The 25004-nt window shown below is 62.5% G+C and carries 26 protein-coding genes; 16 read left to right on the top strand and 10 right to left on the bottom strand.

Annotated elements, in window-relative coordinates; translation table 11 throughout:
- Window positions 1-7: 7 nt before the first annotated feature.
- The 8 genes from mgtE to WKV53_RS10980 all read left to right on the top strand — a co-directional run bounded on the left by mgtE (window position 8) and on the right by WKV53_RS10980 (window position 7105).
- A complete protein-coding gene (gene mgtE, locus WKV53_RS10945) occupies window positions 8-1405 on the top strand; it encodes a magnesium transporter (RefSeq protein ID WP_341404623.1) in 1398 nt (465 codons plus the stop codon).
- The gene (locus tag WKV53_RS10950; RefSeq protein ID WP_341404624.1) at window positions 1402-1803 is read left to right on the top strand and encodes a BUD32 family EKC/KEOPS complex subunit; all 402 of its coding nucleotides are present in this window, start codon (window positions 1402-1404) and stop codon (window positions 1801-1803) included. The genes mgtE and WKV53_RS10950 overlap by 4 nt, the downstream gene beginning before the upstream one ends.
- 15 nt (window positions 1804-1818) lie before the next feature.
- Window positions 1819-2223, top strand: a complete 405-nt coding sequence (locus WKV53_RS10955; RefSeq protein WP_341404625.1) for a VOC family protein — start codon at window positions 1819-1821, stop codon at window positions 2221-2223.
- Window positions 2224-2287: 64 nt separating this feature from the next.
- A complete protein-coding gene (locus WKV53_RS10960; RefSeq protein WP_341404626.1) occupies window positions 2288-2752 on the top strand; it encodes a GyrI-like domain-containing protein in 465 nt (154 codons plus the stop codon).
- A 56-nt stretch (window positions 2753-2808) separates the two neighbouring features.
- Window positions 2809-3543, top strand: coding sequence for a M14 family metallopeptidase (locus WKV53_RS10965; RefSeq protein ID WP_341404627.1), 735 nt, complete (start codon window positions 2809-2811; stop codon window positions 3541-3543).
- Window positions 3544-3580: 37 nt separating this feature from the next.
- Window positions 3581-5824 carry a transglutaminase domain-containing protein gene (locus tag WKV53_RS10970; protein WP_341404628.1) on the top strand — a complete coding sequence of 748 codons (2244 nt, stop codon included), beginning with the start codon at window positions 3581-3583 and terminating at the stop codon, window positions 5822-5824.
- 48 nt (window positions 5825-5872) lie between these two features.
- On the top strand, window positions 5873-6295 hold the full coding sequence (locus WKV53_RS10975; RefSeq protein WP_341404629.1) for a hypothetical protein: 423 nt from the start codon (window positions 5873-5875) through the stop codon (window positions 6293-6295).
- 24 nt (window positions 6296-6319) lie between these two features.
- Window positions 6320-7105 carry a PhzF family phenazine biosynthesis protein gene (locus WKV53_RS10980; RefSeq protein WP_341404630.1) on the top strand — a complete coding sequence of 262 codons (786 nt, stop codon included), beginning with the start codon at window positions 6320-6322 and terminating at the stop codon, window positions 7103-7105.
- Window positions 7106-7287: 182 nt separating this feature from the next.
- Here the strand turns inward: WKV53_RS10980 and WKV53_RS10985 are convergent, their stop codons facing one another.
- The gene (locus WKV53_RS10985) at window positions 7288-7635 is read right to left on the bottom strand and encodes a P-II family nitrogen regulator (RefSeq protein ID WP_341404631.1); all 348 of its coding nucleotides are present in this window, start codon (window positions 7633-7635) and stop codon (window positions 7288-7290) included.
- A gap of 197 nt (window positions 7636-7832) precedes the next feature.
- On the opposite strand from WKV53_RS10985, the gene WKV53_RS10990 reads away from it, so the two are divergent.
- The 4 genes from WKV53_RS10990 (at window position 7833) to WKV53_RS11005 (ending at window position 14502) form a co-directional block, all read left to right on the top strand.
- The gene (locus WKV53_RS10990; RefSeq protein WP_341404632.1) at window positions 7833-8165 is read left to right on the top strand and encodes a hypothetical protein; all 333 of its coding nucleotides are present in this window, start codon (window positions 7833-7835) and stop codon (window positions 8163-8165) included.
- Between the two features lie 69 nt (window positions 8166-8234).
- Complete coding sequence (locus WKV53_RS10995) at window positions 8235-9305, top strand: acyltransferase family protein (protein WP_341404633.1); 1071 nt, start codon at window positions 8235-8237, stop codon at window positions 9303-9305.
- A gap of 76 nt (window positions 9306-9381) precedes the next feature.
- On the top strand, window positions 9382-10410 hold the full coding sequence (gene tdh, locus WKV53_RS11000) for an L-threonine 3-dehydrogenase (RefSeq protein ID WP_341404634.1): 1029 nt from the start codon (window positions 9382-9384) through the stop codon (window positions 10408-10410).
- A 96-nt stretch (window positions 10411-10506) separates the two neighbouring features.
- Window positions 10507-14502: a lamin tail domain-containing protein gene (locus WKV53_RS11005; protein WP_341404635.1), complete on the top strand. Its 3996-nt coding sequence runs from the start codon at window positions 10507-10509 to the stop codon at window positions 14500-14502.
- Here the strand turns inward: WKV53_RS11005 and tilS are convergent.
- Window positions 14492-15439: a tRNA lysidine(34) synthetase TilS gene (gene tilS / locus WKV53_RS11010; protein WP_341404636.1), complete on the bottom strand. Its 948-nt coding sequence runs from the start codon at window positions 15437-15439 to the stop codon at window positions 14492-14494. The genes WKV53_RS11005 and tilS overlap by 11 nt on opposite strands.
- Before the next feature lie 68 nt (window positions 15440-15507).
- On the opposite strand from tilS, the gene WKV53_RS11015 reads away from it, so the two are divergent.
- The 4 genes from WKV53_RS11015 to WKV53_RS11030 all read left to right on the top strand — a co-directional run bounded on the left by WKV53_RS11015 (window position 15508) and on the right by WKV53_RS11030 (window position 17947).
- Window positions 15508-15882, top strand: coding sequence for a rhodanese-like domain-containing protein (locus WKV53_RS11015; RefSeq protein ID WP_341404637.1), 375 nt, complete (start codon window positions 15508-15510; stop codon window positions 15880-15882).
- Window positions 15883-15941: 59 nt separating this feature from the next.
- Window positions 15942-16598, top strand: a complete 657-nt coding sequence (locus WKV53_RS11020; protein ID WP_341404638.1) for a DUF2306 domain-containing protein — start codon at window positions 15942-15944, stop codon at window positions 16596-16598.
- Window positions 16595-17023 (top strand): hypothetical protein, encoded by a 429-nt coding sequence (locus WKV53_RS11025; protein ID WP_341404639.1) that lies wholly within the window; start codon window positions 16595-16597, stop codon window positions 17021-17023. Before WKV53_RS11020 ends, WKV53_RS11025 begins: the two co-directional genes overlap by 4 nt.
- 102 nt (window positions 17024-17125) lie before the next feature.
- The gene (locus WKV53_RS11030) at window positions 17126-17947 is read left to right on the top strand and encodes a hypothetical protein (protein WP_341404640.1); all 822 of its coding nucleotides are present in this window, start codon (window positions 17126-17128) and stop codon (window positions 17945-17947) included.
- Window positions 17948-17955: 8 nt separating this feature from the next.
- Here WKV53_RS11030 and ureC read toward each other — a convergent pair whose 3' ends face one another.
- Genes ureC through urtB form a run of 8 tightly spaced genes read right to left on the bottom strand, consistent with a single transcriptional unit; the run spans window position 17956 to window position 24940 of the window.
- Window positions 17956-19677, bottom strand: a complete 1722-nt coding sequence (ureC, locus tag WKV53_RS11035) for an urease subunit alpha (protein ID WP_341404641.1) — start codon at window positions 19675-19677, stop codon at window positions 17956-17958.
- Entirely contained in the window at window positions 19674-19985 is a 312-nt protein-coding gene (locus WKV53_RS11040; RefSeq protein WP_341404642.1) for an urease subunit beta, read from the bottom strand. Before WKV53_RS11040 ends, ureC begins: the two co-directional genes overlap by 4 nt.
- Window positions 19982-20284 (bottom strand): urease subunit gamma, encoded by a 303-nt coding sequence (locus WKV53_RS11045; RefSeq protein WP_341404643.1) that lies wholly within the window; start codon window positions 20282-20284, stop codon window positions 19982-19984. The genes WKV53_RS11040 and WKV53_RS11045 overlap by 4 nt, the downstream gene beginning before the upstream one ends.
- A 3-nt stretch (window positions 20285-20287) precedes the next feature.
- Window positions 20288-20566 (bottom strand): hypothetical protein, encoded by a 279-nt coding sequence (locus tag WKV53_RS11050; RefSeq protein ID WP_341404644.1) that lies wholly within the window; start codon window positions 20564-20566, stop codon window positions 20288-20290.
- A 2-nt stretch (window positions 20567-20568) separates the two neighbouring features.
- Window positions 20569-21294, bottom strand: coding sequence for an urea ABC transporter ATP-binding subunit UrtE (gene urtE / locus WKV53_RS11055; RefSeq protein WP_341404645.1), 726 nt, complete (start codon window positions 21292-21294; stop codon window positions 20569-20571).
- Window positions 21295-21300: 6 nt separating this feature from the next.
- Window positions 21301-22068, bottom strand: coding sequence for an urea ABC transporter ATP-binding protein UrtD (gene urtD / locus WKV53_RS11060; protein WP_345789651.1), 768 nt, complete (start codon window positions 22066-22068; stop codon window positions 21301-21303).
- Complete coding sequence (urtC, locus tag WKV53_RS11065; protein ID WP_341404647.1) at window positions 22065-23195, bottom strand: urea ABC transporter permease subunit UrtC; 1131 nt, start codon at window positions 23193-23195, stop codon at window positions 22065-22067. The genes urtD and urtC overlap by 4 nt, the downstream gene beginning before the upstream one ends.
- Entirely contained in the window at window positions 23195-24940 is a 1746-nt protein-coding gene (gene urtB, locus WKV53_RS11070) for an urea ABC transporter permease subunit UrtB (RefSeq protein ID WP_341404648.1), read from the bottom strand. Before urtB ends, urtC begins: the two co-directional genes overlap by 1 nt.
- Window positions 24941-25004 lie beyond the last annotated feature (64 nt).

Below are 25004 nucleotides of genomic sequence, written 5' to 3' on the forward strand. Positions count from 1 at the left end.
CCGTGCCATGCCGGACGACGAAGCGACCCTCCCCCTCGACGAGCTCATGCGAGCCGTTGAGGCTGAGGACCGTAGCGCCGTCCGCGCCTTGGCCGAGGAGATGCACTACGCCGACCTCGCCCAAGCCTATCAGGAGATCGAGGAGGAGAAACACGAGCTGTTTCTCAAGACCATCGGTCCGGAAAAGGCGGCGGACATGATCGTCGAGCTGCCGGACACGATGATCGAGGAGGCGCTCGATGCCTTCAGCCCGTCCGAGCTGAAGGTCCTCTTCCACGAACTCTCCGACGACGACCGCGTGGACATCCTCCAGGACGTGGGCGACGAGGCGCGGCTGCGATTCCTAGGCCTGCTTGGTCCGGAGGACGAGGAGCTCACCCGCTCGCTGCTCAAGTATGAGCACGATACTGCCGGCGGCCGCATGACCACGCTGATCGGCCGGATTTTCGTCTACCAGACGGTGAAGCAGGCGATCGAAATGCTCCGCCGCGGCCAAGAGTCGACCGAAACCCTCAGCCGGATTTTCGTGGTCGATGAAAAAGGCCGCTTGCTCGGCAAGCTGCGGTTCCGCGATCTCGCCTTCAACACCTGGGACACGCCAATCCGCGACATCATGCGCGAGATCGGCCCGGAGCGCGTGCTCGCTACTGCCGACCAGGAAGAGGCGGCGAACATGCTGCTGAAGTACGACCTCATCGCGCTGCCGGTCATTGATGAATTCGACCACCTGCTCGGCATCATCACGCACGATGACGCGATGGAGATCCTTCAGGAGGAAAGCACCGAGGACATCGAAAAGGCCGCGGGTATCGGTGGCGAGCAGTCGGAGGAAACCTATCTCAACACCACCATCGTCAGCCAATTCCGCCGCCGCGCCGGATGGCTAACCGGACTCGCCTTCGTCTCGCTGCTGTCCGGCTATGTGATGATGCGCTTCGGCAATATCCTCAGCCAGGTGTTCCTGCTGTCGCTGTTCCTGCCGATGGTGGTCGCGGCTGGCGGCAATACCGGGGGTCAGGCTTCCACGATGGTCATCCGCGCGATGTCGCTGGGCGAAATCGGGCCCGGCCTGGCGGGCGAAGTCGCTTGGAAGGAACTCCGCACCGGCTTCTTCCTCGGAGCCCTGCTCGGCACGTGCATGGCGCTCTTCACGGTGCTTCTCCTGCCGTTTTTCCACCTGCCGATGCCGCCCGGGATGTCGCTCTGGAAAGTGGCGGTCGCCATCGCCGTGGCACTCACGACCCAGGTCACTTCAGCGACCTTCCTTGGCTCGCTGCTGCCACTCGGCGCGCGAGCGGCGAAGCTCGACCCTGCGGTGGTTTCAGCTCCGGCCATCGCGGCAATCGTCGATGTGTCCGGAATGGTCATTTATTTCTCGGTCGCCCGGGCGATCCTAGGCTTATGAGGGACTTGAAGGATGGCATCCGCGCCCACGTGCGGATCGATTGGATGGGGAATGTGCACAAGCGCTTCCGCGGCACGGACGCCGACAAGCGCTATGCCACCGAGGTGGCCGTGCTCAAGGTGCTGGAGGAACGCGGCTGTCCCTACGTGCCGAAGCTGGTGGAAGAACATCCCGAGGAGCTTTATTTCGTTTCCACGAGCTGCGGCCAACCGGCGTCCACCATTTCAAAGGAACGTGCCGACCAACTCTTCGCCGATCTGGAGAAGGACTACGGCGTCCGTCATCTGGATGCCGAGCCGCGGAACATTACTTACGATCCTCGCGCGGGGCGGTTCTGCGTCATCGACTTCGAGCTGGCGGAGATTTTGCCGCCGCCCGAACAGCCGAAATCAACCTGACTAACCGAATCGCCCATGCTCGACCACGTCTTCATCACCGTCAAAGACCTCGGTCGATCGATTGCCTTCTACGAGACGGCTCTCCAGCCGCTCGGCATCGAGCATGTCATCGACTACGACGGCAAGGACGGCCCCGAAGGCCATCCCGATCTCAAGGGCTTCGGGCGGGACGGCCGAGTATTCTTCTGGCTCAGGCAGGGCGATGCCGATGCCAAGGCGGCGCATATCGGCTTCGTCGCCAAGAGTGAGGCCGAGGTGAACGCATTCCACGAGGCAGCGATGGCAGCGGGCGCTACCGACAACGGCCCGCCCGGTGCGCGCCTTTACTACGATCCGCGCTACTACGCTGCAAACGTCTTCGATCCCGACGGCTATAGCCTTGAGGCGGTCTACAAGAGCTGGCAACACGGCCAATCATAGTGGCTGAGTCACTGGGACGATTTGCATACCGTTTTCAGTGGCAAAGCGTAACATGGACGCCCCCATGAACCATTCTGTCCATCTAGCATCCGTTGAAGCGGTGCCCACCGCAGTGGTGCGCGAGCAGGTGAAGCCTCACGAGCTTTCCAAGTTCGTCCCCGCGGCTTGCGGCGAAGTCTGGTCCTTCGTTCGCGCCGCCGGGCTGCCGAAACCGGGGAGACACGTGGCGTTGTATTTGAAGGATCACCAGGTGGAAGTCGGAGCGGAGGTCACCGAGCCGTTTGTTGGAGATGACCGCGTCCACTACTCACAGCTCCCTGCAGGCCAAGTGGCGACAACGACCCACTTCGGTCCTTATAGTGGCCTTGGCGAAGCCCACGATGCGGTCCGGCGATGGTGCGCGGAAAACGGGCAGGTGCCTGCCGGGATTTGTTGGGAGATCTACGGGCACTGGGAGGAAATCTGGAACGCCGATCCCTCGCAGATCCGCACCGACGTCTTTTATCTGCTTCAAGAGCAGGCATCCTGAAGGTGGCGGGCGAATGCGCTTGATAGAGCCCGGCGGGTCCGGGGCATCTTCATGGCGTGGCCTTTGAGCTCCAGCCCTTCCTCGCCGAGTTCGGCGCGCTTGCCGCGGAACGCGGATTCGTCGCGCAGACGCTGTGCGAAACCGCTGCCGGCCCGGTGATCGTTTGGGAAAAGCGGGGCGATGGCCTGGCGGCTTACCTTTCCGCCGGGATCCACGGCGATGAACCGGCTGGTCCGCTCGCCGTGATGGAACTGCTCAAGCAGGGAGCCCTCAATGACGGCCCGTGGCTGGTCTGCCCGGTGCTCAATCCTACCGGGCTGGCCGCCGGCACTCGCGACAATGCGGACGGCGTGGACCTTAACCGCGACTACTGGGCCCGCCGCACTCCGGAGGTCCAAGCCCACGCCGCATGGCTGGAGTCGCTCCCCTGCCCGCGGATTTTCATCTCGCTGCACGAGGACTGGGAAACCAGCGGCTTCTATTTCTACGAGATCAATCTCGGCGACGATCGGCCGGAGCGCGCCGGTGCGATCCTGGAGGCCGTGAAGCCGTGGTTCCCGCCCGAACCCGGCGCGATGATCGATGGCCACGACATCCGCGATGCGGGCTGGATCTATCACGCCGCCGAGGCGGACCTCCCGGGAAATTGGCCGGAGGCGATCTTCCTGGCCAAGCGCGGCTGCCCGGTTTCCTTCACCTTCGAAACGCCGAGCGCGAATTGCCTGCAGGACCGGATCGCCGCGCATGTGGCCGCGGCGAAGGCGGCCGCTACATTTCACCCGCGTCTCTGAGATCGACGGCGCGGGCGGCGACGCTAGTTTGCGCGCTATGCGATTTCTCCTGCCGTTGCTGTGCCTCCCTGCGGCCCTCCTCGCCGCACCCGCCGACGACTTCATTGCCGCCGCCAAGGCGAAGCACGGAGAAGCCGGTGAGAAAGCGGCAAAGTTCCTGACTGAGAACATGCCGGCAAAAGATCGCGAGGCGTTGTCGGCGGAATTTCTCGGCAACAACCTCGATCTCGCCCTCCAAGCGCGCGGCGAGTTCCCGTGGGCGAAGGACGTCCCGGAGGACATCTTTCTCAATGACGTGCTGCCATACGCCGTCTTTGACGAAACGCGCGAGGCATGGCGGAAGGACTTCCTCGAAAAGGCGCGGCCTCTGGTGAAGGACGCGAAGACCGTCACGGACGCTGTGCAGGCGCTGAACCGCGAGTTCTTCAAGATCGTCGACGTTCACTACAACACCGGCCGCAAGATTCCGAACCAGAGTCCGTCGGAGTCGATGGCGATCAACAAGGCGACCTGCACCGGTCTCTCGATCATCCTCGTCGATGCCTGCCGCGCTGTGGGCATCCCGGCCCGCGCCACCGGCACACCGCTGTGGGCGAATGAGCGCGGCAATCACACGTGGGTCGAGGTCTGGGACGGCGACTGGCACTTCACCGGTGCCGACGAATACGAGAAGGACGGCCTGGATCGCGGATGGTTCGTGAACGATGCCGCGCAGGCCAAGCTGGACGATCCGAAATACGGCATCTTCTCGACCTCGTGGAAGAAGGACGGCACCGCATTCCCCATGGTCTGGGCAGAGGGAAGCCAGGACGTGGCGGCGGTGAATGTGACCTCCCGTTACGCGAAGACACCCGCCCCGGCGGAAAGCGCCGTGGCAAAGCTCGGCGTGCGGCTTTTCCAGAAGAAGGGCGGCGAACGCCTGGCGGTTCCGTTCGTGGTGCTGGATGACACCGACAAGAAGCTCGGCGAGTCAGAGACCAAGGCGGGCACGACGGATCTCAATGACATGCCGCGCTTCGAGTTGAAGCCCGGTGCCAAGGGCTGGCTGCGATTCACGAAGGAGAGCGAGGTGCGGGAGATGGCCTTCGGCCCGCTGGAGAAAGGCGATCCGACAGTGGATGCGGCTTGGGAGGATCTAGCACCGGTCCCCTGCTCGATCTCGACGGTGGAGTATTGGCTTTCCTCGTCACGAAAGGAAGAAGATCTGCCCGGTGACCTGAGCAAGGCCGATGCCGCACGCGTCCTCCACCTGCTGGCCGCGGATCGTACGAGCGCCCTTGCCAAGGAGCGGAAGGACGAGCTGGAGAAGAAGTCGATCACGCTCGGTGACAAGACGTTGCGCTGGCTGGACAAGACCTTCGGCGACGCCCCTGCCGAAGGCCGCAGCCTGTGGATCTCCATGCACGGCGGCGGCAGCGCCCCGCCGCAAGTGAATGACCAGCAGTGGCAAAACCAGATCAAACTCTACGAGCCGGCCGAAGGCATCTACATCGCGCCGCGCGCGCCTACCGACACCTGGAACATGTGGCACGAGGGGCACATTGATCCGATGTTCCAGCGGCTGATCGAGGACCATGTCGCCCTGCGCGGCGTGAACCCTAACAAAGTCTATCTCATGGGCTATTCGGCCGGCGGTGATGGCGTGTGGCAGCTCGCTCCCCGGATGGCGGACCGTTTTGCCGCTGCCGCGATGATGGCGGGCCATCCGAACGAGGCCTCGCTGTTAGGCCTGCGTGACCTGCCCTTCGCGATCTTCATGGGTGGCGCGGATGCTGCCTACGATCGCAACAAGATCGCCGCTGCCAAGACTGCCGAGCTCGACCAACTCGCGAAGGACGATCCTGGCGGCTACGTCCACATGTCCCGGATCTACGAGGGCCTGCCGCACTGGATGAATCGCAAGGACGCCGAAGCCGTGCCGTGGATGGCCACCTTCACCCGCCAACCCTGGCCGAAGAAAATCGTGTGGTTCCAGGACGACATCACTCACGACCGCTTCTACTGGCTGAAGATTCCCGATCTCGCCGCTGCCAAAGCCGGGCAGAAGATCGTCGCGACCGTGGAAGGCCAGAAGATCAGCCTGGAAGGTGACGTGCCATCCAAGACCGAGCTGCGGCTTTCCGATGAGCTGCTGGATCTCGATCAGCCGGTGACCGTCAGCGTGAACGGCAAGCAGGTCCACGAGGGAAAGGTGCCGCGAACGGCCACCGCCATCCGCACCACGCTGAATGAGCGCCTTGATCCGGCGGCGGCGGCAAACGCAGTGCTAATACTGCCCTGAAACAAGCTCACACCCGGAGCTGGAATAGCCCGGGCACATTCACCGCCTTTGAAGTCCGTAATTTCCGAAAGCAGATGGAAGGCATTCTGCGTCCGGCGTGAACTGCCGCTCGAGCAGGCCGGATTTGCCATCGCCACTTGCTACTATGGCATCGGTTTCAACACGCGGCCGGGAACACTGCTACTTACGAGCGACGCGATCATTCACCATTCCTACTCCTGGCGCGATACGTGGTATGCGATTTTCGAACCCAGCATCCCTGTCGTGATTCCTCTGTCCGACATCGATTTCATCGTTGAGAGGCACTACGGCTTTTGGCGGCGTGCGCACCTCGCGCATCCTGATGCTTGTTTCGAGGTCGTCACGTCCGCGAAGGAGAGTCATCATCTGGTCTTGCAGCGAGGCGGAATAGAATTCCGCGCGGCATTGGTCGAGGCCTCGGTCAAATTCCTCGATGACGACGTCGCTTGAACCTCCACGACCGGAACAGGACTCATGAGCATTCCCTACTATCAGGTTGATGCGTTTACGGACCGTCTCTTCGGCGGCAATCCCGCCGGGGTGTGCCTCCTGACGGATTGGCTGCCGGACCACGTCCTGCAGTCCATCGCGGCCGAGAACAACCTGGCTGAGACCGCCTTCGTGATTCAGCGCGACTCGTTCTTCGACCTCCGCTGGTTTACCCCGGAGCTCGAGGTGGATCTATGTGGCCATGCGACCTTGGCCTCCGCCCACGTGATCTTCCGGCATCTAGGCTACCGTGGTTCCGTTGTCCGGTTCCAGACTCGTTCCGGGATCCTTTCGGTTTCGCGCGAGGAGGGTGAGCGGCTCACGCTCGATTTCCCGGCCCGCCCGGCAGATCTGTGTGATACACCGGCTGCGTTGGCTGCCGGCCTAGGTGCCACCCCGGTAGTCACTGGCAAAGCCCGCGACTACCTCGCCGTTTTTGAGTCTGAGGAAGAGGTGCGCCATCTCAAGCCGGACATGGCGGCTCTCGCGCGCCTCGATTGCCTGGGGATCATCGCGACCGCGCCCGGTGTGGATTGTGATTTTGTCTCGCGGTTCTTCGCTCCCGGCGCAGGGGTTCCCGAAGACCCGGTCACAGGCTCCGCCCACTGCACACTCATTCCCTACTGGGCCGGGCGTCTGGGCCGCACGAAGCTCCATGCGCGACAGGTTTCCCAGCGGGGCGGGGAGTTGTTCTGCGAGCATCGCAGCGACCGCGTCGGCATTGGCGGCCATGCCGTGACGTATTCGTCCGGCTTTCTTCACGTCTCCTAGATACGGCGTTGCCCTCAAAGTAACGTAGGCGCGTTCGTGAGAACGCGGAAGCCACCGGCTAAGCGGACTTCACCCTTCCTTCCGCGATGTCACCACCGCGCCCACGAAGATAACATTCCCACGAAAAAGCCCGGCTTCCTGAGGGAGAGCCGGGCTTGGATGACCTGGGGAAAATTTTTCAGTTAGTTCACGGCGACCGCGGACGAACCGGTCTCGCCGGTGCGGATGCGGATGGCCTCTTCGACCGTCGAGATGAAGACCTTGCCGTCACCAATCTTGCCGGTGTTCGCGCTCTTGACGATGGCCTCGGCCACGCCGCCGGCCTGGGCGTCGTCCACGACGATTTCGATCTTCACTTTGGGGAGGAAGTCCACGGTGTACTCGGAGCCGCGATAGATTTCCGTGTGGCCTTTTTGACGGCCGAAACCTTTCACTTCAGTCACAGTCATGCCCTGCACGCCGACTTCGGCAAGGGCCTCCTTCACTTCCTCCAACTTGAACGGTTTGATAATCGCTTCGATTTTCTTCATGGTGCGGCGGATTGGTCGATGAGCCTTGAGCAATGCCCGTGCCAAACGCGGCAGGGAATTTTTAAAAACTGTGGAAAGGTTACGTTGAGGCATGTTAGTTGGCCAGCGGAAATCCGGTCAATCTCAAGAGTTTCCGGGGATTAGCCGGTGCTCCCGGCGGTTTTTATCCCAGTGGATTTTCAAAGTTCTCTTCCGCCTTGAACGACCCATTTCCACCTCCAAATCCCTCGATCCGCTGGTTCCGAGTCGTGGTCTGGCTGATGCCCACCTGCATCGCTTTTACCACCCTTCTCGCACTCGATCTGGTCGCTCCCCTGCTGGGAGGACCGTTCGGATGCTGGCTCTTCGGCTGGGGAACGGTCAACTTGGCGACGACCTACGGCCTCGGCCTGTTTGACGGGAAGTTGAGACGCTCGCGGCTGTCTCCCGATGATGTCTTCCCACCCGAGGCGCAGTTCCTGATTCTCCAGCTTATCATCGTGCCGCCCCTGTTCCTCGCCGGCTGGGCGATCCTCTCGTCGGTTCCTTAGCGGGAACGACCTTGGGACCCTCCGTTTTTTCCTGTGCTGGCAGGCGATGCATGGCAGCGTCGCCGCGCCTTGTCCGCCCCGCGAAACACCCAACTGGATGGCTGGCGCGCTTTTGCCGTGCTGGGCGTGATCTGGCTGCACTGGACGCCACGGGAATGGCGTGGCGCTCTGCCCTTTGAGATCGGCCTGTACTTCTTCCTGATTCTCACCGGCTTCCTCACAACACGGGTGCTGCTGCGCGACCGTGACGCAGGCGAAAAGCTGCACAAGCCCTGGAGGCGGATGGCCTTCCGGCACTTCCTGAAGCGGCGGGCGATCCGGCTGCTGCTGCCCTGCTATGCGGCGATGCTTCTCGGATGGCTCTGCCGCTCGCCCGACCTGATCGCCCATCCCTTCATCTACCTCGGGCACTTGGCGAATCTCCACATGGCCTTCTCGCCGAATTGGCCACCCGGCACCGCGCACTACTGGACCCTTGCGATCCAGATCCAGTTCTTCCTGCTCTGGCCGCTGGTGATCTTCTACCTGCCCAGAAAGGCTCTGTTGCCCACCCTGATCGCCTTCGTTTTGCTGGCTCCGCTTACCCGCTGGGCGGTTCTGAATTATTTCCCTCAGGTCTATCACGCAGGAGCCCTGTCCACTTCGGCAGCGGACTACCTCGGGACGGGCTCGCTGCTGGCGCTGGCGATGGAACGCGGGATGCAAGCAGGTGATCGCAGGCTGCGCTTCGCCGCTTGGCTGGCCTTTGCCGCCTACCTGATCCTGTATGTGTTCGATGAATCCGGCCATGCGGTGACCGGTTTGCGACACTTCCAGCAGACCCTGCTCTCGATCGCTTTCGTCGGGCTGATCTCCGCGACTCTGCACGGCTTCTCCGGTGCCTTGGCGAAAGTGCTCGAGCATCCCGTGGCCCAACACATCGGGCGGATCAGCTACGGGCTCTATCTCTTCCACACCATCGTGCCGCTGGCAGTGGGCAAGCTCATCCCTTGGCTGTGGTGGGCGGACGGCCCCAACCAGCTGATGCTGGCACTGCGCATCCTCGTCTTTGCCCTAGGCTCCTGGGGTACGGCTTATGCCTGCTGGCGCTACCTTGAGCAGCCTTTGGACCGATTCCGCCAGCACTCCCGTCCGGCTTAGTCACTTTTCCCGGTGGTAAAACATTTCCCTAGCTCGCCCTAGGGGCCCGTGCACCATCCCGAGCGCACCCGATCTGATGAAAGCGCTCGTCAAAGCCACCGCCGGTCCCGGTCTCGAAATGATGGACGTCCCGATGCCCGAAGTGGGCCCCATGGACGTGCTCATCAAGATCAAGAAGACCTCCATCTGCGGCACCGACGTCCACATCTGGAAATGGGATGCCTGGGCGCAGCGCACCATCCCGGTGCCGATGCATGTCGGCCACGAATTCTGCGGCGTGGTCGAGTCGGTGGGCTCCGGCGTCACCGACATCGTCCCCGGCGAACTGGTCTCCGGCGAAGGCCACATCGTCTGCGGCCGCTGCCGGAATTGCCTCGCCGGCCGCCGTCACCTTTGCCCGGAAACGCTGGGCGTCGGCGTGAACCGCCCCGGTGCCTTCGCGGAGTATCTCTCGATCCCCTACCGCAACGTCTACAAGGTCGACCCCTCGATCCCGGAGGAGGTCATTTCCTGCTTCGATCCGCTGGGCAATGCCGTCCACACCGCTCTATCCTGGGACCTCGTCGCGGAGGACGTGCTGATCACCGGCGCCGGCCCGATCGGCTGCATGGCTGCCGCCGTCTGCCGCTTCGCCGGGGCTCGCCACGTGGTCGTGACCGACGTGAATCCGTGGCGCCTCGAACTCGCGAAGAAGCTCGGAGCCACCCGCACCGTGAACGTTGCCGAAGAGTCGCTGGGTGACGCGATGAAGTCGCTGGGTATGAAGGAGGGCTTCGATGTTGCCTTGGAAATGTCCGGTCATCCGTCCGGCCTGACGGATATCCTCAACCACACCTCGAACGGCGCGAAGGTCTCCCTGCTGGGCATCTTCCCCGACAAGGTCGCGATCGACTGGGACAAGGTGATTTTCAAGGGCCTCATCTTGAAGGGCATCTACGGCCGCGAGATGTTCGAGACGTGGTACAAGATGAGCAGCATGATCCGCGCAGGCCTCGATATCTCGCCGGTCATCACCCACCGCTTCCCGGTCGCCGAGTTCAAGAAGGGCTTCGAGACCATGATGTCCGGGCAGTCGGGCAAAGTGGTTCTGGACTGGGAAGCCTGACCGACGGCTCCACCCCTCGAAAGAGCGGTTTTTCCGGGGTTGTCGTCGCGGAGGATTGTGACCAATTTGTCACACAGCCTCTAGAATTCCCTAGGAATGCGACGCTTCCTCCTCCCCCTCCTCATCCTCCCCCTCTGTGTCTCCGGACTCCGGGCGGATGTGATTTTGTCCGAGTTCCTCGCCTCGAATCAGAATGGCGCGGAAGACAATTTCGGCGAGAAGGAGGATTGGATCGAGCTCTACAACACCGGCACCGCCGCGGTGAGCCTCGACGGCTGGTGGCTGACCGATGACCAGGCGGAGAAAAAGAAGTGGCGCTTTCCCGCCGTCAGCATCCCTGCCAAGGGCACCGTGCTCGTCTGGGCCTCCGGTCGTAACCTGACCAATCCCGCGGCTCTGCTGCACGCGAATTTCAGCCTCTCGTCCGAGGGTGAGTTCCTCGGCCTCTACAAGCCGAACGCCACCACCGGCTCGGCTCAACTGGTCGACTCCTTCGGCGCGTCCTACCCTCCGCAGGCACCGGACATTTCCTACGGCATCTCGTTCACGGCTACTACGACGACCGTAGTAGCTACCGGCCAGAGCGGGAAATACCGGGTGCTCGCCAACAATGCGACCGGCCAGACGAACTATAGCGGCAGCAACTATGCTGGCGGCGATATCGGCACCAGCCTGAGCGGCGGCTGGAACGTAAGCCCGTCCTTCAGCGACACCACCTGGACAGCAGCTGCGACCGGGCTGGGCTACGACACGAGCGGCGGCCTCAACGCGTGGATCGCGACCAACTGCCAGACGGCGATGCAGAACGTGAACCCGTCGCTCTGCTTCCGGCGAACGTTCAGCGTTTCCAGCCCGTCTTCACTCGTGACCTGCAAGTTTCGCATGCGCTACGAGGATGGCTTCGTCGCCTGGCTGAACGGGACGGAGATCGCGCGCGCCAACTTCGCCGGCACCCCGGCCTACAATTCGGTCGCTACGGCTGCACTCGATGAGACGATCCCCAACTCGTGGACCGAGTTCAACGTTCCGGTTTCCCTGCTGATCTCCGGCAGCAACGTGCTCGCCATCCAGGGGTTAAATTCAAGCACCAGCAGCTCGGATTTCCTGCTGCTGCCCGAGATGACCACCGGCACCGATCCTGTCCCCGGCGGGAATGTTTATTTCAGCCAGCCAACACCCGGCGCGCTGAACAATACAGGATCGGCCGGACCAGTGGTGTATGATGCCACGCCCGTCGATCCTCTGGTCCCCCGCCCCCTCGGCAATGCCAGCAGCCCCGCGCTGAAAGTCACCGTGCGCGTGGTGAAGACGAAGAACAACGTCTCGTGGGTGCGCGCCTATCCCCGGACCATGTGGGGTGCGGAATCGACCGTGAATCTCAACGACAGCGGCACCGCTCCCGACGACATTGCGGGCGACGGCATCTACTCCGGGAACCTGACGACCAGCGCGGTCACCGCCGGCCAGATGTTTCGCTGGCGCTTTGAGGCGCGCGATACGGCGGGGAATTCCACCATCTTCCCGGCCTACACGAACACGACGGACGCGCCTCAGTACTTCGGCACCGTCGCGCTCAACAGCGCCACCACGACCAGCCAATTGCCGGTGCTGGAATGGTTCGTCGAAGGCTCGCCCGCGACCGGGCCGACCGCGGCCGCCTTCCGTAGCTCCTGCTACTACCTGAACCGCTTCTACGACAACATCGGCCACGAGATCCATGGCCAGTCCACCTCCGGCTTCGCGAAGAAGAGCTACGACTTCGATTCTAACAGCGATCACCGCTTTGTCTGGAAGGAAGGTGAACATCCTGTGAAGGATCTCAACCTGCTATCGAACTGGGCCGACAAAACGAAGACCCGCAACACGCTTTCCCATGAGGTCGGGAAGCTGACCGGCACTCCCTATCACTTCGCCTTCCCCGTCCGCGTGCAGCTCAACGGCGCCTTTCATGGCGTGATGGATCTTCTCGAGGATGGCGACGACCGGATGCTGGAACGCAACGGCCTCGATCCCGAAGGAGCCTTCTACAAGATCTACGCCGAGAACCTGACATCAAGCGCGGAGAAGAAGACACGCCGGACGGAAGACCAGTCCGACTTGAACGCCTTTGCCAGCGCGCTCGACAGCGCCACGCAGGCGCTCGCCACCCGCCGCACCTACGCCTACGACAACGTCGACCTCGCGGCCACCATCAACTACCTGGTGACCCGCCAGTTCAACAGCGACCGCGACCACGGCCACAAGAACTTCTACCTCTACCGCGACACCAATCTGACCCGCGAGTGGCGGCCGATCATCTGGGACGTCGATCTCTCCCACGGCCACAACTGGATCGCCACCTACGGCTACTTCGACGACACCCTCGTCTCCAACAACGCCCTCAATTCCCACTCCGCCAACAATCGGCTCTACAACCTGATCTACGAATCGACGGAAATGCGCACGATGTACGTCCGCCGGATGCGGACGCTGATGGACCAGCTTCTCCAACCGCCCGGCACGGTGAATGGCATCCTGGAAACGCGGATGCGCGCGATTGCCGCAACCGTCGATCCCGATCCCGCGAACCCCTCATCGTGGACCGATGGCGACCAGGACTTCACCAAGTGGGGCGTGAATTCCAACTTCGCCGCGAATCGTCCGCGCGAGGAAGTGGAGCGGGTGGTCAGCGGCTACTTCGCTCCGCGCCGGACCTTCCTTTTCAACCGGCCCTTGCTCTACGCTCCTGGCAATACCGCGAGCACCCAGATCCCGGCCGCCGCGCAGACCAATACGCCGGGCATGGTGACGATCGACTCGGTGGATTTCCTCCCCGCTTCGGGCAATCAGTCACACGAGTATCTGATTCTCAAGAATACCACGTCTCAGGCCGTGGACCTCTCCGGGTGGAAGCTCGATGGAGGAATCGAGCATGTCTTCGAAGGCGGTACCGTGATTCCTCCGGGCAGCGGCAGCGCGATCGCCGAGTATCAGGGGCTCCTCCATGTGGTGAAAGACGCGCTGGCATTCCGGAGCCGGACCAGCGGTCCCACGGGTGGGCAGAAGCGTTTCATCCAGGGCAACTATTCCGGCCAGCTTTCCGCCCGTGGGGAAACCGTGAACCTGCGCGATCCCTCGGGTGCATTGATTGCCTCCTTCAGCTATCCTGGCACACCATCGGCACTCCAACAGTTCCTCCGTATTTCGGAGATCCAGTATCATCCCACGGTTCCGACGCCTGCGGAGGAAACGGCCATGCCCGCCGTAGTCGAAGACGATTTCGAGTATGTCGAGTTGGTGAACATCGGCACCACCACGCTCACGCTGACGGGTGCGCATTTCACGCAGGGCATCGATTTCACCTTCCCCGCTTCCACGCTGGCGGCAGGAGCGCGGGTGATCGTGGCGAAGAATCCGGCCGCCTTCGCCCTACGTTATCCGGGTACGACAGTTCCCGTACTTGGACCCTACAGCGGCGTGCTGGCGAACGGCGGCGAGAAACTCGAACTGGCTGATGCGGTCGGAGAGAGCGTTCTCGATTTCGAATACAAGGATGGCTGGTACCCGGCTACCGATGGCACGGGGCGTTCGCTGGTCCTTCGCGCTCCCTCGACCACGCCTTACGATGACTTCGGCAATCCACAGCGCTGGGCCATCAGCGCCACGACCGGCGGCAGCCCGGGCAATGCCGACAGCTCCTTCGCCCAAGCCTATCACGGCTGGGACAATTTCCACTTCACCTCCGCCGAGCGGGACAACCCGCTCGTTTCCGGCCCGGATGCCGACCCGGATGGCGATGGTCGCACCAACGTCGACGAGTATACCCTCGCGACGAACCCTCGCCTGATCGACTCGCCGGTCATGTCGTTCACGTGGTCGATGGATGGCACCACCCGCCGTCCGGCGCTGCGCTTCCGCAGGCCTGCGAACGCCCTTGATGTGGCCTACGAGCTCCTTGCCGGAAATAATCTGGCTACATGGCCGGTCGTCGCCACGAGTGCCACATCGGCCACTCCACTCCCGGATCAAACCGAAGAAGCCGTGATGCGGGATACAGCGAGCGACACCGCGACGCGACGCTTTCTCAAGCTGCACACGATATTCACGCCATGAACAGACGACCCGCCCGCCGGCGCAGGACACGTCCACCGGGCAGATTCACCGCCGGAGGTCCGTCCACATCGAGCAAGGCCAGCCCGCGCAGGACGAGCTCTCTCGATAAACCTGTCACGCCGGAATTACGAAGATAGTCGTACAAGCACGCCGCTTGCAGCTCGCGCGGCAGTGTCCGCAGTTTTGGCAAATGCAGGCGTCCCTGCGGATCGAGCACGTCCGCTTGTTTCACGGCCCAGCGTTCGATCACACGATGCTCACAGGACGAGCCCGCAGCGCGCACCAGCGACTCGGTGACATCACGGCGCGCGATATCGGAAAGCAGCGGCAGCACCTCGTGACGGAGGCGATTGCGCACGGCAATGGGCTTGCCATTGGTCACGTCCTCGCGCCACGTGAGCTTCTCCGCCGAAAGCCATCCGCGCAGGTCATCGCGCCGCAGGAGCAGCAGGGGCCTCTGGCACTCCAGAGGCCGGCCGGCGACTTGGAGGACTTGGTTTTCCAGCATGCCTGACAGACCACGGCTGCCGCGCAGTAGATTCCACAGGACGGTCTCCGCCTGGTCGTCGGCGTGATGAGCGAGCAGCAGCCGCGGACAGCGGTGCTTCCGCGAGCATAGCGCGAAGAAGGCATGGCGTGCCTCGCGCGCGGCAGTTTCCAGCGAGTCGCCATGGTCCCGCATCACCGCTCGCACGTCCGTCTTGCCGGACTCACAGGGGTAGCCGAGCGAAGCCGCCAGCTTCTCGACAAAGCGCGCATCACTCGTCGAGGCCCTGCCGCGCAGCCCGTGATCGAGGTGGCAGACCACCACCTCGCGGAAGCCATGGCGGTGCAGCAGGTGGAGCAGCGCCACCGAATCCGCACCGCCGGAAATGCCCGCGAGGAAGCGCCGCCGCTTCGGAGCGGCCTGGAACCAAGCGATTTCCGGGAACGGCACGGCACAGCCATGACCGGACTGCACGAGTTTTCAAGTGACGATCTCTCATTCCAGCCCATGTTCAGGGCATGAAGCTCGCCGCCGTCCTCGCCTGCCTCGCCCTCGCCACGCCCCTCCACGCCGCGGACGAACCCGCCCCTGTGAAAATCGAGCAGGCGGAAAAGCAGATCACCGACGGCGTTCAGATCCTGGACGTTCGCACGCCGGATGAGTGGAAGGAAGGCCACCTCGAAAAAGCCAAGCTGGTCACCCTCTCGAAGGAAGGCTTTGTCGAAAAAGCCAAGGCAGAGCTCGACCCGAAGAAGCCGGTCCTTGTCTATTGCAAGTCCGGCGGCCGCAGCGCCAAGGCTGCCAAGCAGCTGCGCGAGGCCGGCTTCACCGTCTACGACTTGGATGGCGGCATCACCGCCTGGCAAAAGGCAGGCAAGCCGGTGGTGAAGTGAGCGTCTGAATTTACGCGGCCTTTACAGCGCGCCCGGACCGGCTGCGGCATGATGCCGGCATGTCCACCGTGATCCGCTGGATCGGCTGGGTGGCGCTGCTTGCCGGAGCGCTGCTCATTACACAGAACTCGCTCAGCGACTTCGGTCCCGGCGGCGAAGGGATCTTCGTGGAACAGAAGGGTGAGATCGGGCGCCAGCCGCTGTGGATCGTCTGTCTCTACGTTCACGTCGTGGCAGGGATTGTGTGCCTGCTTTCCGTCCTGCCCCAGTTCTCCCGCAAGCTGCTTCGCCGCATCCCGGCACTGCACCGCTGGTGTGGCCGGATCTATGCGGCCAGCGTCTTGTTCGTCCTCTCCCCTACCGGCATTTACCTCGCCTTTTTCGCCAAGGGCGGCCTCGCGGGAAAACTCGGCTTCCTCCTGTTAGGCGCGGTGACCTTTCACACCACGCTCCGCGGGGTGACCTCGATGATCGGCGGGACTCGCGATCTCATCGCCCACCGCGAGTGGATGACGCGCTCCTTCGCCTACGCGGCCAGCGCCATCACCTTCCGCGTCTATCATCTCGCCTTCCTCTTGGCCGGGATGGCGGAGGAGAAGAACTACGCGATCTCTCTCTGGCTCAGCATTCTCGGCAATGCTGCCGTGGCGGAACTGGTCCTCCGCCGCCGCTCACAAGCTCCAACCCTTTCTTCTACCATTCCATCCATCTCATGAAAACGACATCATCCATCCTCGCACTCGTCGCCGTCACGACGCTGCTGCATGCGGCGCCGCCACAAGCCCAGCCTACCCCTGAAGACCTCGCCAAGGGAAAGGTCGCCGTGGAAATCTACGGGAAAGTGAACTCCATGAGCGGTCGCTTCTCTCGCGTGGGGCCTATCAACAGCCACCAGCTTGAGTTCCAAGCGCCCATGTTCGTGAAGGAGGAAAAGCGGCTACCCTTCACCATCACTCCCGTGAGGAATCCGAAGGTCGCCGTGCAATTACAGGGCTACATCCGCCTCTCCGATCAGGAGATTTTTCTGCTGGATCAAAAGACCGGGCAATACCTGCCCGCCCGTGAAGACCCACGCTTCGCCCCGCCACAGCAGCAACGGGAGCTTCCTTTGCCGAAAATCGAGCCGGCCAAGCCGCTCTAAGAGCGGTTTCGGCAACCTGTCCGGCTCCGAAGTTGATGGCCGTATGTAATCGCCTGCCTCCATGCCATCTCCTAACCTCTCCGCCAAAGGAGGAACTCAGGCATGGACTCTTCAACGCTCTTCTCGGTGGCCCCCACCTTCCCGATGGATGAGGGCCGGATTCGGGACCGGAGCCGGGAAATGATGCTTCGTTCGCCGTCGACATGGGTGCCCCTGCTCATCGCAGGTGCAGTGGGTTTCGCGCTGGAGGCGGGCATGGCGGGCTTCGTCCTGCTCCTGGGAGTGACGGCCGCTTTGGTGTTCCGCTATTGGAACAAGCAGCGTCCTGCCGTGGATGCCGCCAGCGTGCGTGAATTGATCGGCGAAAGCAACGCGGAGCAGGATCAGGAACTGAAGCGCATCATCGGCAATCTAACGTCGAAGGGCTTGCCCCAGTATGCCCAAGGTCTCGGCCGCTTCCTTTCTCTCAAACAGAAGATCGAGAAGGAGGTCCATCACAGCAAACACCTGGCCGTCTTCTCGCAGGAGGTGGAGAAGGGCGTGGACGGCATTTGTGCGGAAGTCTGCCGCGAGATCACCGGCATCCGTGCCCGGGAAGAAGGGCTCGGTGAAATCCTGACCTCGCGCGATCCCACGCGCCTGGATCGTTTGGAAAGCGCGCGGAACAAATCCCATGCTGCCATTCTAAACGCCTACACATCGCTCTATCAGGTCCATGCGGAAATCCTCGGACTGGTTTCCGATCCTCTCGAGCGAAAGACGCCGGAAGATGCCAAGGATCAGCCCGGCCAGCGCTTGCAGGAAATCCTCGGAGGCTTGCGCGACGAGGCTGACATGATCGCCCGCACCCACGAGCGCATCCGGCGCACGCTGGAAGAGTGCCCCTCGGCGGTGGAGACGACGAAGCCGGGAGCCTTCTGCTAGACGAAGGGTCAGAACAAGAAATAGCGCTGCGCCATTGGCAGCTCGGCCATGGGTCCGCAGCGCAGCTCGCGGCCGTCGGCGGTGACCGTATAGGTCTCGGGATCGACGGTGATCTTCGGCATGGCGTCGTTGAAAGGCAGGTCCGCCTTGGTGACAGAGCGGCAGCCTTTCACGGCGACAAGCTGCTTCTGCAGGCCGAGGTCATCGAGTGAACCGGAATCCAGCGCGGCCTGGCTTACAAAGGTGAGTGAGGTCGAGCGGATCGCCTTGCCGAATGCGCCGAATTGGGGGCGATACATCATCGGCTGCGGCGTAGGGATGGAGGCATTCGGGTCGCCCATGTTCGCCCACGCGATGAGGCCGCCCTTAAGGATGGTCTCGGGCTTCACGCCGAAGAAGGCGGGCTTCCAGATCACAATGTCGGCCAGCTTCCCGACTTCAATGCTGCCAACTTCATGCGCGATGCCGTGGGTCAGCGCAGGACAGATCGTGTACTTCGCGACGTAGCGCAGCGCCCGGAAATTGTCGGCAGCCGGATGCGATGGTCCTTCGAGCGGGCCGAACTGCACCTTCATCTTATGCGCCGTCTGCCACGTGCGGGTGATGACCTCGCCGATGCGGCCCATGGCCTGCGAATCAGAGGACATCATCGAGATCGCGCCGAGGTCGTGGAGCAGATCTTCCGCGGCGATGGTCTCGGGGCGGATACGGCTTTCGGCGAAGGCGACGTCCTCGGGAATCCGCGAGTCGAGGTGGTGGCAGACCATGAGCATGTCGAGGTGCTCATCGATCGTGTTCACGGTGAAGGGCCGCGTCGGATTGGTGGACGAGGGCAACACGTTGGCCTCACCACAAACGCGAATGATGTCCGGCGCGTGACCGCCACCGGCACCTTCGGAGTGATAGGTGTGGATCGTTCGACCTTTGAAGGCGGCGAGCGTGCTTTCGACGAAGCCTGCCTCGTTCAAGGTATCCGTGTGAATCGCGACCTGGACGTCCAGTTCATCCGCGACACCGAGGCAGGTATCGATCGCCGCGGGCGTGGTGCCCCAGTCTTCGTGAAGCTTCAGGCCGATGGCACCGGCGAACACTTGCTCGCGCAGCGGCTCGGGCGAGGAGCAGTTGCCCTTGCCGAGGAAACCGAGATTGATCGGGAACGCTTCCGCTGCTTCCAGCATCCGGCGGATGTTCCATTTCCCGGGAGTGCAAGTGGTGGCATAGGTGCCATGCGCCGGTCCGGTGCCGCCGCCGATAAGCGTGGTCACGCCGCTCGCGATCGCATGCTCGATCTGCTGTGGGCAGATGAAATGGATGTGCGTGTCGATGCCGCCGGCGGTGACAATGCAGCCTTCACCCGCGATGACCTCAGTGCCCGCGCCGATGACCATGTCGATGCCATCTTGCAGCAGAGGATTTCCCGCGTGGCCGAGGCCGACGATGCGGCCGTGCTTGATGCCAATGTCGGCTTTGATCACGCCGTGCGCGGCATCCAGGACGAGGGCATTCGTGATGACGAGGTCGAGGCAATCGGCATCGCACGCGAGCGGCGACTGGGCCATGCCATCGCGGATCACCTTGCCACCGCCAAATTTCACCTCGTTGCCATAGCCGCCTTTCTCCGCGACGAAGTCGCGTTCGACTTCGATGAAGAGCTCGGTGTCGGCGAGACGCACGCGGTCGCCCACGGTGGGGCCGAAGGTACCAGCATAGTTGGCGCGGGTTTGGTTCATGCGTCGAGCTTGCCGTTCACCTTGTTGTTAAGGCCGTAGATCCTGCGCTCGCCAGCGAAGGCGACCAGAGGCACTTCACGCGTGTCGCCGGGCTCGAAGCGGATCGCCGTGCCCGCCGGGATGTCCAAGCGGAAGCCACGGGCAGCGGCGCGATCAAACTCGAGCGCCTCATTCACCTCCGCGAAATGGAAGTGGCTGCCGACCTGCACCGGACGATCGCCGGTATTCGCCACCGCGAGCTTCAGCTTCGCGAGACCTTCGTTGATCTCGATAACGCCGTCGGGCGTGATGACTTCTCCGGGGATCATCGGACAGGATGGTGAACGGTGACCAGCTTGGTGCCGTCAGGAAAGGTGGCCTCCACCTGGATGTCGTGGATCATCTCGGCAACGCCCTCCATGACCTCGTCGCGGGTGACGAGCGTAGTGCCGTAGCTCATGAGTTCCGCCACCGACTTGCCATCGCGGGCACCTTCGAAAATCTCGGCCGTGATCAGGGCGACGACCTCGGGATAATTCAGCTTCACGCCGCGATCACGGCGCCGACGTGCGAGATCCGCAGCCACGACCACCAGCAGCTTCTCCTGTTCGCGCGGGGACAGGTGCATGGCTCAGGATGCGGCGAGCAGGGCGAGCGAACCGCCAAAAGCGACGGCCGCACCGATGCGGACCTTGCGGCTCTTGGTGAGATGGAACAGTACCACCGACGTGACCACCACGATCGCCAGTGAAATTTCGAACGAGCCGTGCAAGTGCAGCCAATCCGCCCGGAGCTGTTCAAACTCATCTTCCTCACCAGGCGGATGATAATGGCCCGGATGGGCGGCGGCGATGGTGGGCAGAATGGCAAACAAGCCGGGCAGCAGCTTGCGAAGGGTTTCGCGGATCATGATCAGACGGTGAGGTATTCCTTGATGAGTTCATCGCTGAGGCCGGTCATCGGGCCATTGGCGGCAACGCGACCGCGTTCGAGGATGCAGAAGTCGTCGCCGAGTTCCTTGCAGAAGTCCAGGTACTGCTCGACCAGCAGGATCGCCATCTCGCCCTCGTCGCGCAGCATCTTGATGGCCTCGCCGATCTGATCGATGATGTTCGGTTGGATGCCCTCTGTCGGTTCATCGAGGATGAGCAGCTTCGGCCGGGTCAGCAGGGCACGCCCGATCGCGAGTTGCTGTTGCTGCCCACCGGAGAGCATGCCGCCCTTGCGCGGCAGGAATTCCTTGATAATGGGAAAGAGCGTGAAGACCCGATCGACTTCCTCCTTCTTCGGTTTGCGGCCGCGGGCGATGGTGCCGACGTAGAGATTTTCCTCCACCGTGAGCTGCGGGAAAATTTCCCGACCCTGTGGCACAAAGCCGAGGCCCTTGAGCGCGCGTTTCTCGGGGCTGAAGCGTGAGATCGTTTCGCCCTCCAAGGAAACGGTGCCGATGTCGGCAGACATCAGGCCGGTGATGGCCTTGAGCGTGGTCGTCTTGCCGACACCATTGCGGCCCATCAGGCAGAAGACGGTCTTCGGCCGGATCTCCAGGCTGACGCCGCGCAGGATGCGGCTGCCGCCGATCGAGACGGACAGGTCGCTGACGGAAAGAGTCGGGGTTTCGGTGGCTACGGCAGTCATGGTACTTCAGGCGGCCTTCTTCTTGCGACCGAGATAGACCTCGATCACGCGCTCATCGCTCTGCACCTTGTCCACCGAGCCTTCACAGAGGACATTGCCCTGGTGGAGCACGGTGACGATCCCGCCCTGCGAGATCTGCCGGACGAAGGTCATGTCATGCTCGATGACGACGATGGTGTGCTTGCCGGCGAGCGAGAGAAGCAGCTCGCCAGTGCGATGCGTTTCCTCATCGGTCATGCCGGCGGCGGGTTCATCGACCAGCAATAGCTTTGCGTCCTGCGCGAGGAGCATGCCGATCTCCAGCCACTGCTTCTGGCCGTGGGCAAGCGAGCCAGCCTTGGTGTGGGCCCGTTCGGTGAGCTTGATGGTGTGCAGGATCTCATCCATCCGCGCCTCCTGCTCCTTCTTCACGCGGCCGAAGAGCGAGTGAAGGATGCCGCGCGAGCCGGCAAGCGAGAGCAGCAGGTTCTCGCGCACCGTGTGATCGACATACACGGTCGGCGTCTGGAATTTCCGGCCGATCCCGAGGCGATAGATCTGATACTCGTTCATCTTCAGCAGATCGTGCGTCTGCTCGAAGTGAAGCGTGCCGGTGTCCGGCTTGGTGCGGCCGGTGATGAGGTCGAGGAAAGTGGTCTTGCCCGCGCCATTCGGACCGATGACGGTGCGCAGCTCGCCCTTCTCGAGGGCGAAGTTCAGATCGCGGATCGCCTGGAATCCGGAGAAGGACTTGTTCAGTCCCTCCGCGGCCAGGAGGTAGGGCTGCATGCTCATTTGGTCTTCGCGGCGGAGGTGAGGAGTGCTTCTTCGGCGGCGGCAGCCTTAATGCCTTGGCGACGGGCCATGATCTCGCGGATCTGGGCGGGAATGCCGACGATCCCCTTCGGCAGGAACAGGACAACGAGCACAAAGCTGCCACCCATGATGATGAGCCAGAAATCGGGGAACTTGGTCGTCGCCCAGCTCTTCAGGAAGTTCACCAGGATCGCGCCAATGATCGGACCGATAAGGGTGCCGCGGCCACCAACCGCCACCCACACGACGGCCTCGAGCGACTTTTCGGTCATCATCTCGCTGGGATTGATGATGCCGACTTGCGGCACATAGAGCGCACCCCCGATTGCCGCGATCATCGCACTGATGACGAAAACGAAGAGCTTGAAGTTCGCCGCCGAGTAGCCGGAGAAGAGCACGCGGTTCTCGCTATCGCGGATGGCGCGCTGAATCAGGCCGTAGCGGGACGTGGTCAGCCACTTGCAGAAGACAAAGACGAGCGTCAGCGTGATCGCCGAGGCGATGTAGAGCATGCGCTTCGTCTCCGGGCTGCGGACGTCCGCGCCGAGGATGCTGCGGAAGTCGGTGAAGCCATTGTTCCCACCCATGAAGAGCTCATTGCGGAAGAACATCAGCGCGGCACCGTAGGTCAGTGCCTGGGTGAGGATGGAGAAATAGACACCCTTGATGCGCGAACGGAAGGCGAGGTAGCCGAAGATCCCGGCAAGCAGCCCGGGCATCAGGAAGATCATCAGTGCCGCGAACGGGAAGGAGTGGAAAGGCTCCCAGAAGCCAGGCAGTTCCTTTCGTCCCATGAAGTCCATGAAGTCTGGAAGCGCACTCTTGTACACCGGGTCGGGCCCGATCATCAGCATCAGGTGCATGCCGAGCATGTAGCCACCGAGCGCGAAGAACAGCGATTGGCCGAGGCAAAGCAGACCGGTGTAGCCCCACAACAAGTCCACCGAGATGGCGAGGATGGCGTAGCAAAGATACTTGCCCCAGGTATTCAGCGTGAAGTCGGTAACCCCGCCGGAGGCATTGAGCACCGGCATTCCAACCACGAGGAATAGCGCGATGGCCGCGAGAGCAATGGTGGGGACCTTGCCGTTTAGAGAAGTATTCATCAGTCGAGGCTGCGGGAGCGGGTGGCGAAGAGGCCCGAGGGCTTCCACTGGAGGAAAAGAATGATGGCACCGAGCACGAGGATCTTGCCGGTGACGGGATCACGCAGGATCTGCTGAAGCGATTGATCGGCCATGCCGATGCCGAGCGCACTGATCACCGTGCCGAAGATATTTCCCACACCGCCCACGACGACGGTCATGAAGGAGTCCACGATGTAGTTCTGACCAAGGTTCGGGCCGACGTTTCCGAGCTGGGAAAGGAAGGCTCCGGCGAGACCGGCCAGGCCGCTGCCGAAGGCGAAGGTCATCATGTTCACCCGCTCCGTGCGAATCCCCATGCAGGCGGCCATCCCGCGGTTCTGCATCACGGCCCGGATCAGCAGGCCGAGCGAGGTTTTATTGAGCGTGGCCCAGGTCAGGAAGATGATGAGCACCGCGAAGCCGATCACGAACACCCGGTTCCAGCCGAAGACGATGTCGTTCACGGTCCAGTTTCCGGACAGGTAGGCGGGACTATCCACCTGCACGTTGTTCGCGCCGAAGATCAGGCGGAAGAGCTGCTGGAGAACCATCGACACTCCCCAGGTCGCGAGCAGCGACTCTAGCGGACGCTTGTAGAGAAACCGGATGATGCCGCGTTCCAGCAGCAGGCCCACCCCCGCAGCTGCAAGGAAGCTGGCCGGAATGGCAACGAGGAAATAGAGGCTCCACGCGTTCCCGGTCAGGTTCAACCCGGGAATATTGACCGGGATGCCAAACGGCGACATGTGAATGCCAGCCGCGAAGAAATTCTGGATCAGGTAGGTCGTGTAGGCTCCCACGACGATGAGTTCACCGTGCGCCATATTGATCACCCCCATCAGGCCGAAGGTGATCGCAAGGCCGATTGCCACGACCAGCAGCACGCTGCCGAGCGATAACCCTCGAAAAAGGGTGCCGGCGGAGTTCACGAAGGAAACGTGAGAAGCGATATCGGCCTGTGCCTTGTCGCAGGCGGTCACGAGACTGGCCTGACCCGCTTTCTCCGCTTCGTCGCGGGTCGCCTTGATGACATCCTTCGCGCCGATCGAAGCCATTTTGCCGAGGTCAGTCACCGCGGCTTCGCGGACCGCCACATCCTCGGAGTGCAACTTCAAGAATGCGATGGCTTCGGCCAGCGCGGCCTTCACCTTGCCATTTTTCTCGGTGGCGGCGAGCTGCTCCAGCAGCGGCAGCTTCGCGATATCCTGCTCAAGACCAGTATCCTGCACGGCCCGCATCCGCTTGGCGACGTCCGGCGAGGAAAGTGCGAGGCGGTCCGTCACGCCCTTCATCACGCGACGCAGCGAGGAATCGGTGTCGGCCACGGAGAGGTCGTCCTTGCTCACCCGCACCGGCTTGCCATCGTCCGCCGTGACCGGTTTGCCAGTGGCGAGCGCCACGAGTGCGAATTTTTCGTCACCATCCGCCTCGCCATCGATCAGCACGGCGAGATTGTTCCCGGCGGCGTCCTGATATTGGAAAATTTCGCTCTCCTTCCACTTTGTGAGCAGCGGGACCACTTCGTCCGCGTTCGCCGTGGCCAGGGTTTCGACCAAGGTCTTCTGCTGGTCCACGTCCATGAGCACGGCCGCCTCGGCGACGACCTCACGCGGCGTTTTCGATTCCTGGGCAGTGCAGGTTGTGAAATGTGCCAGCACCCACCAGAGGAAGACCCCGGTCATGCGGCCCCAGCCGCCCATTTTCCCTGCAGACGCGAGCGACATGGTAAATCCACGCACGCACTCGTCGTGCCACCCCGTGGGAGGCCCCTGTCACACCCATGAGCGG

Origin of the sequence: Luteolibacter sp. Y139 (assembly GCF_038066715.1) — a bacterium.
Lineage (GTDB): Bacteria > Verrucomicrobiota > Verrucomicrobiia > Verrucomicrobiales > Akkermansiaceae > Haloferula > Haloferula soli.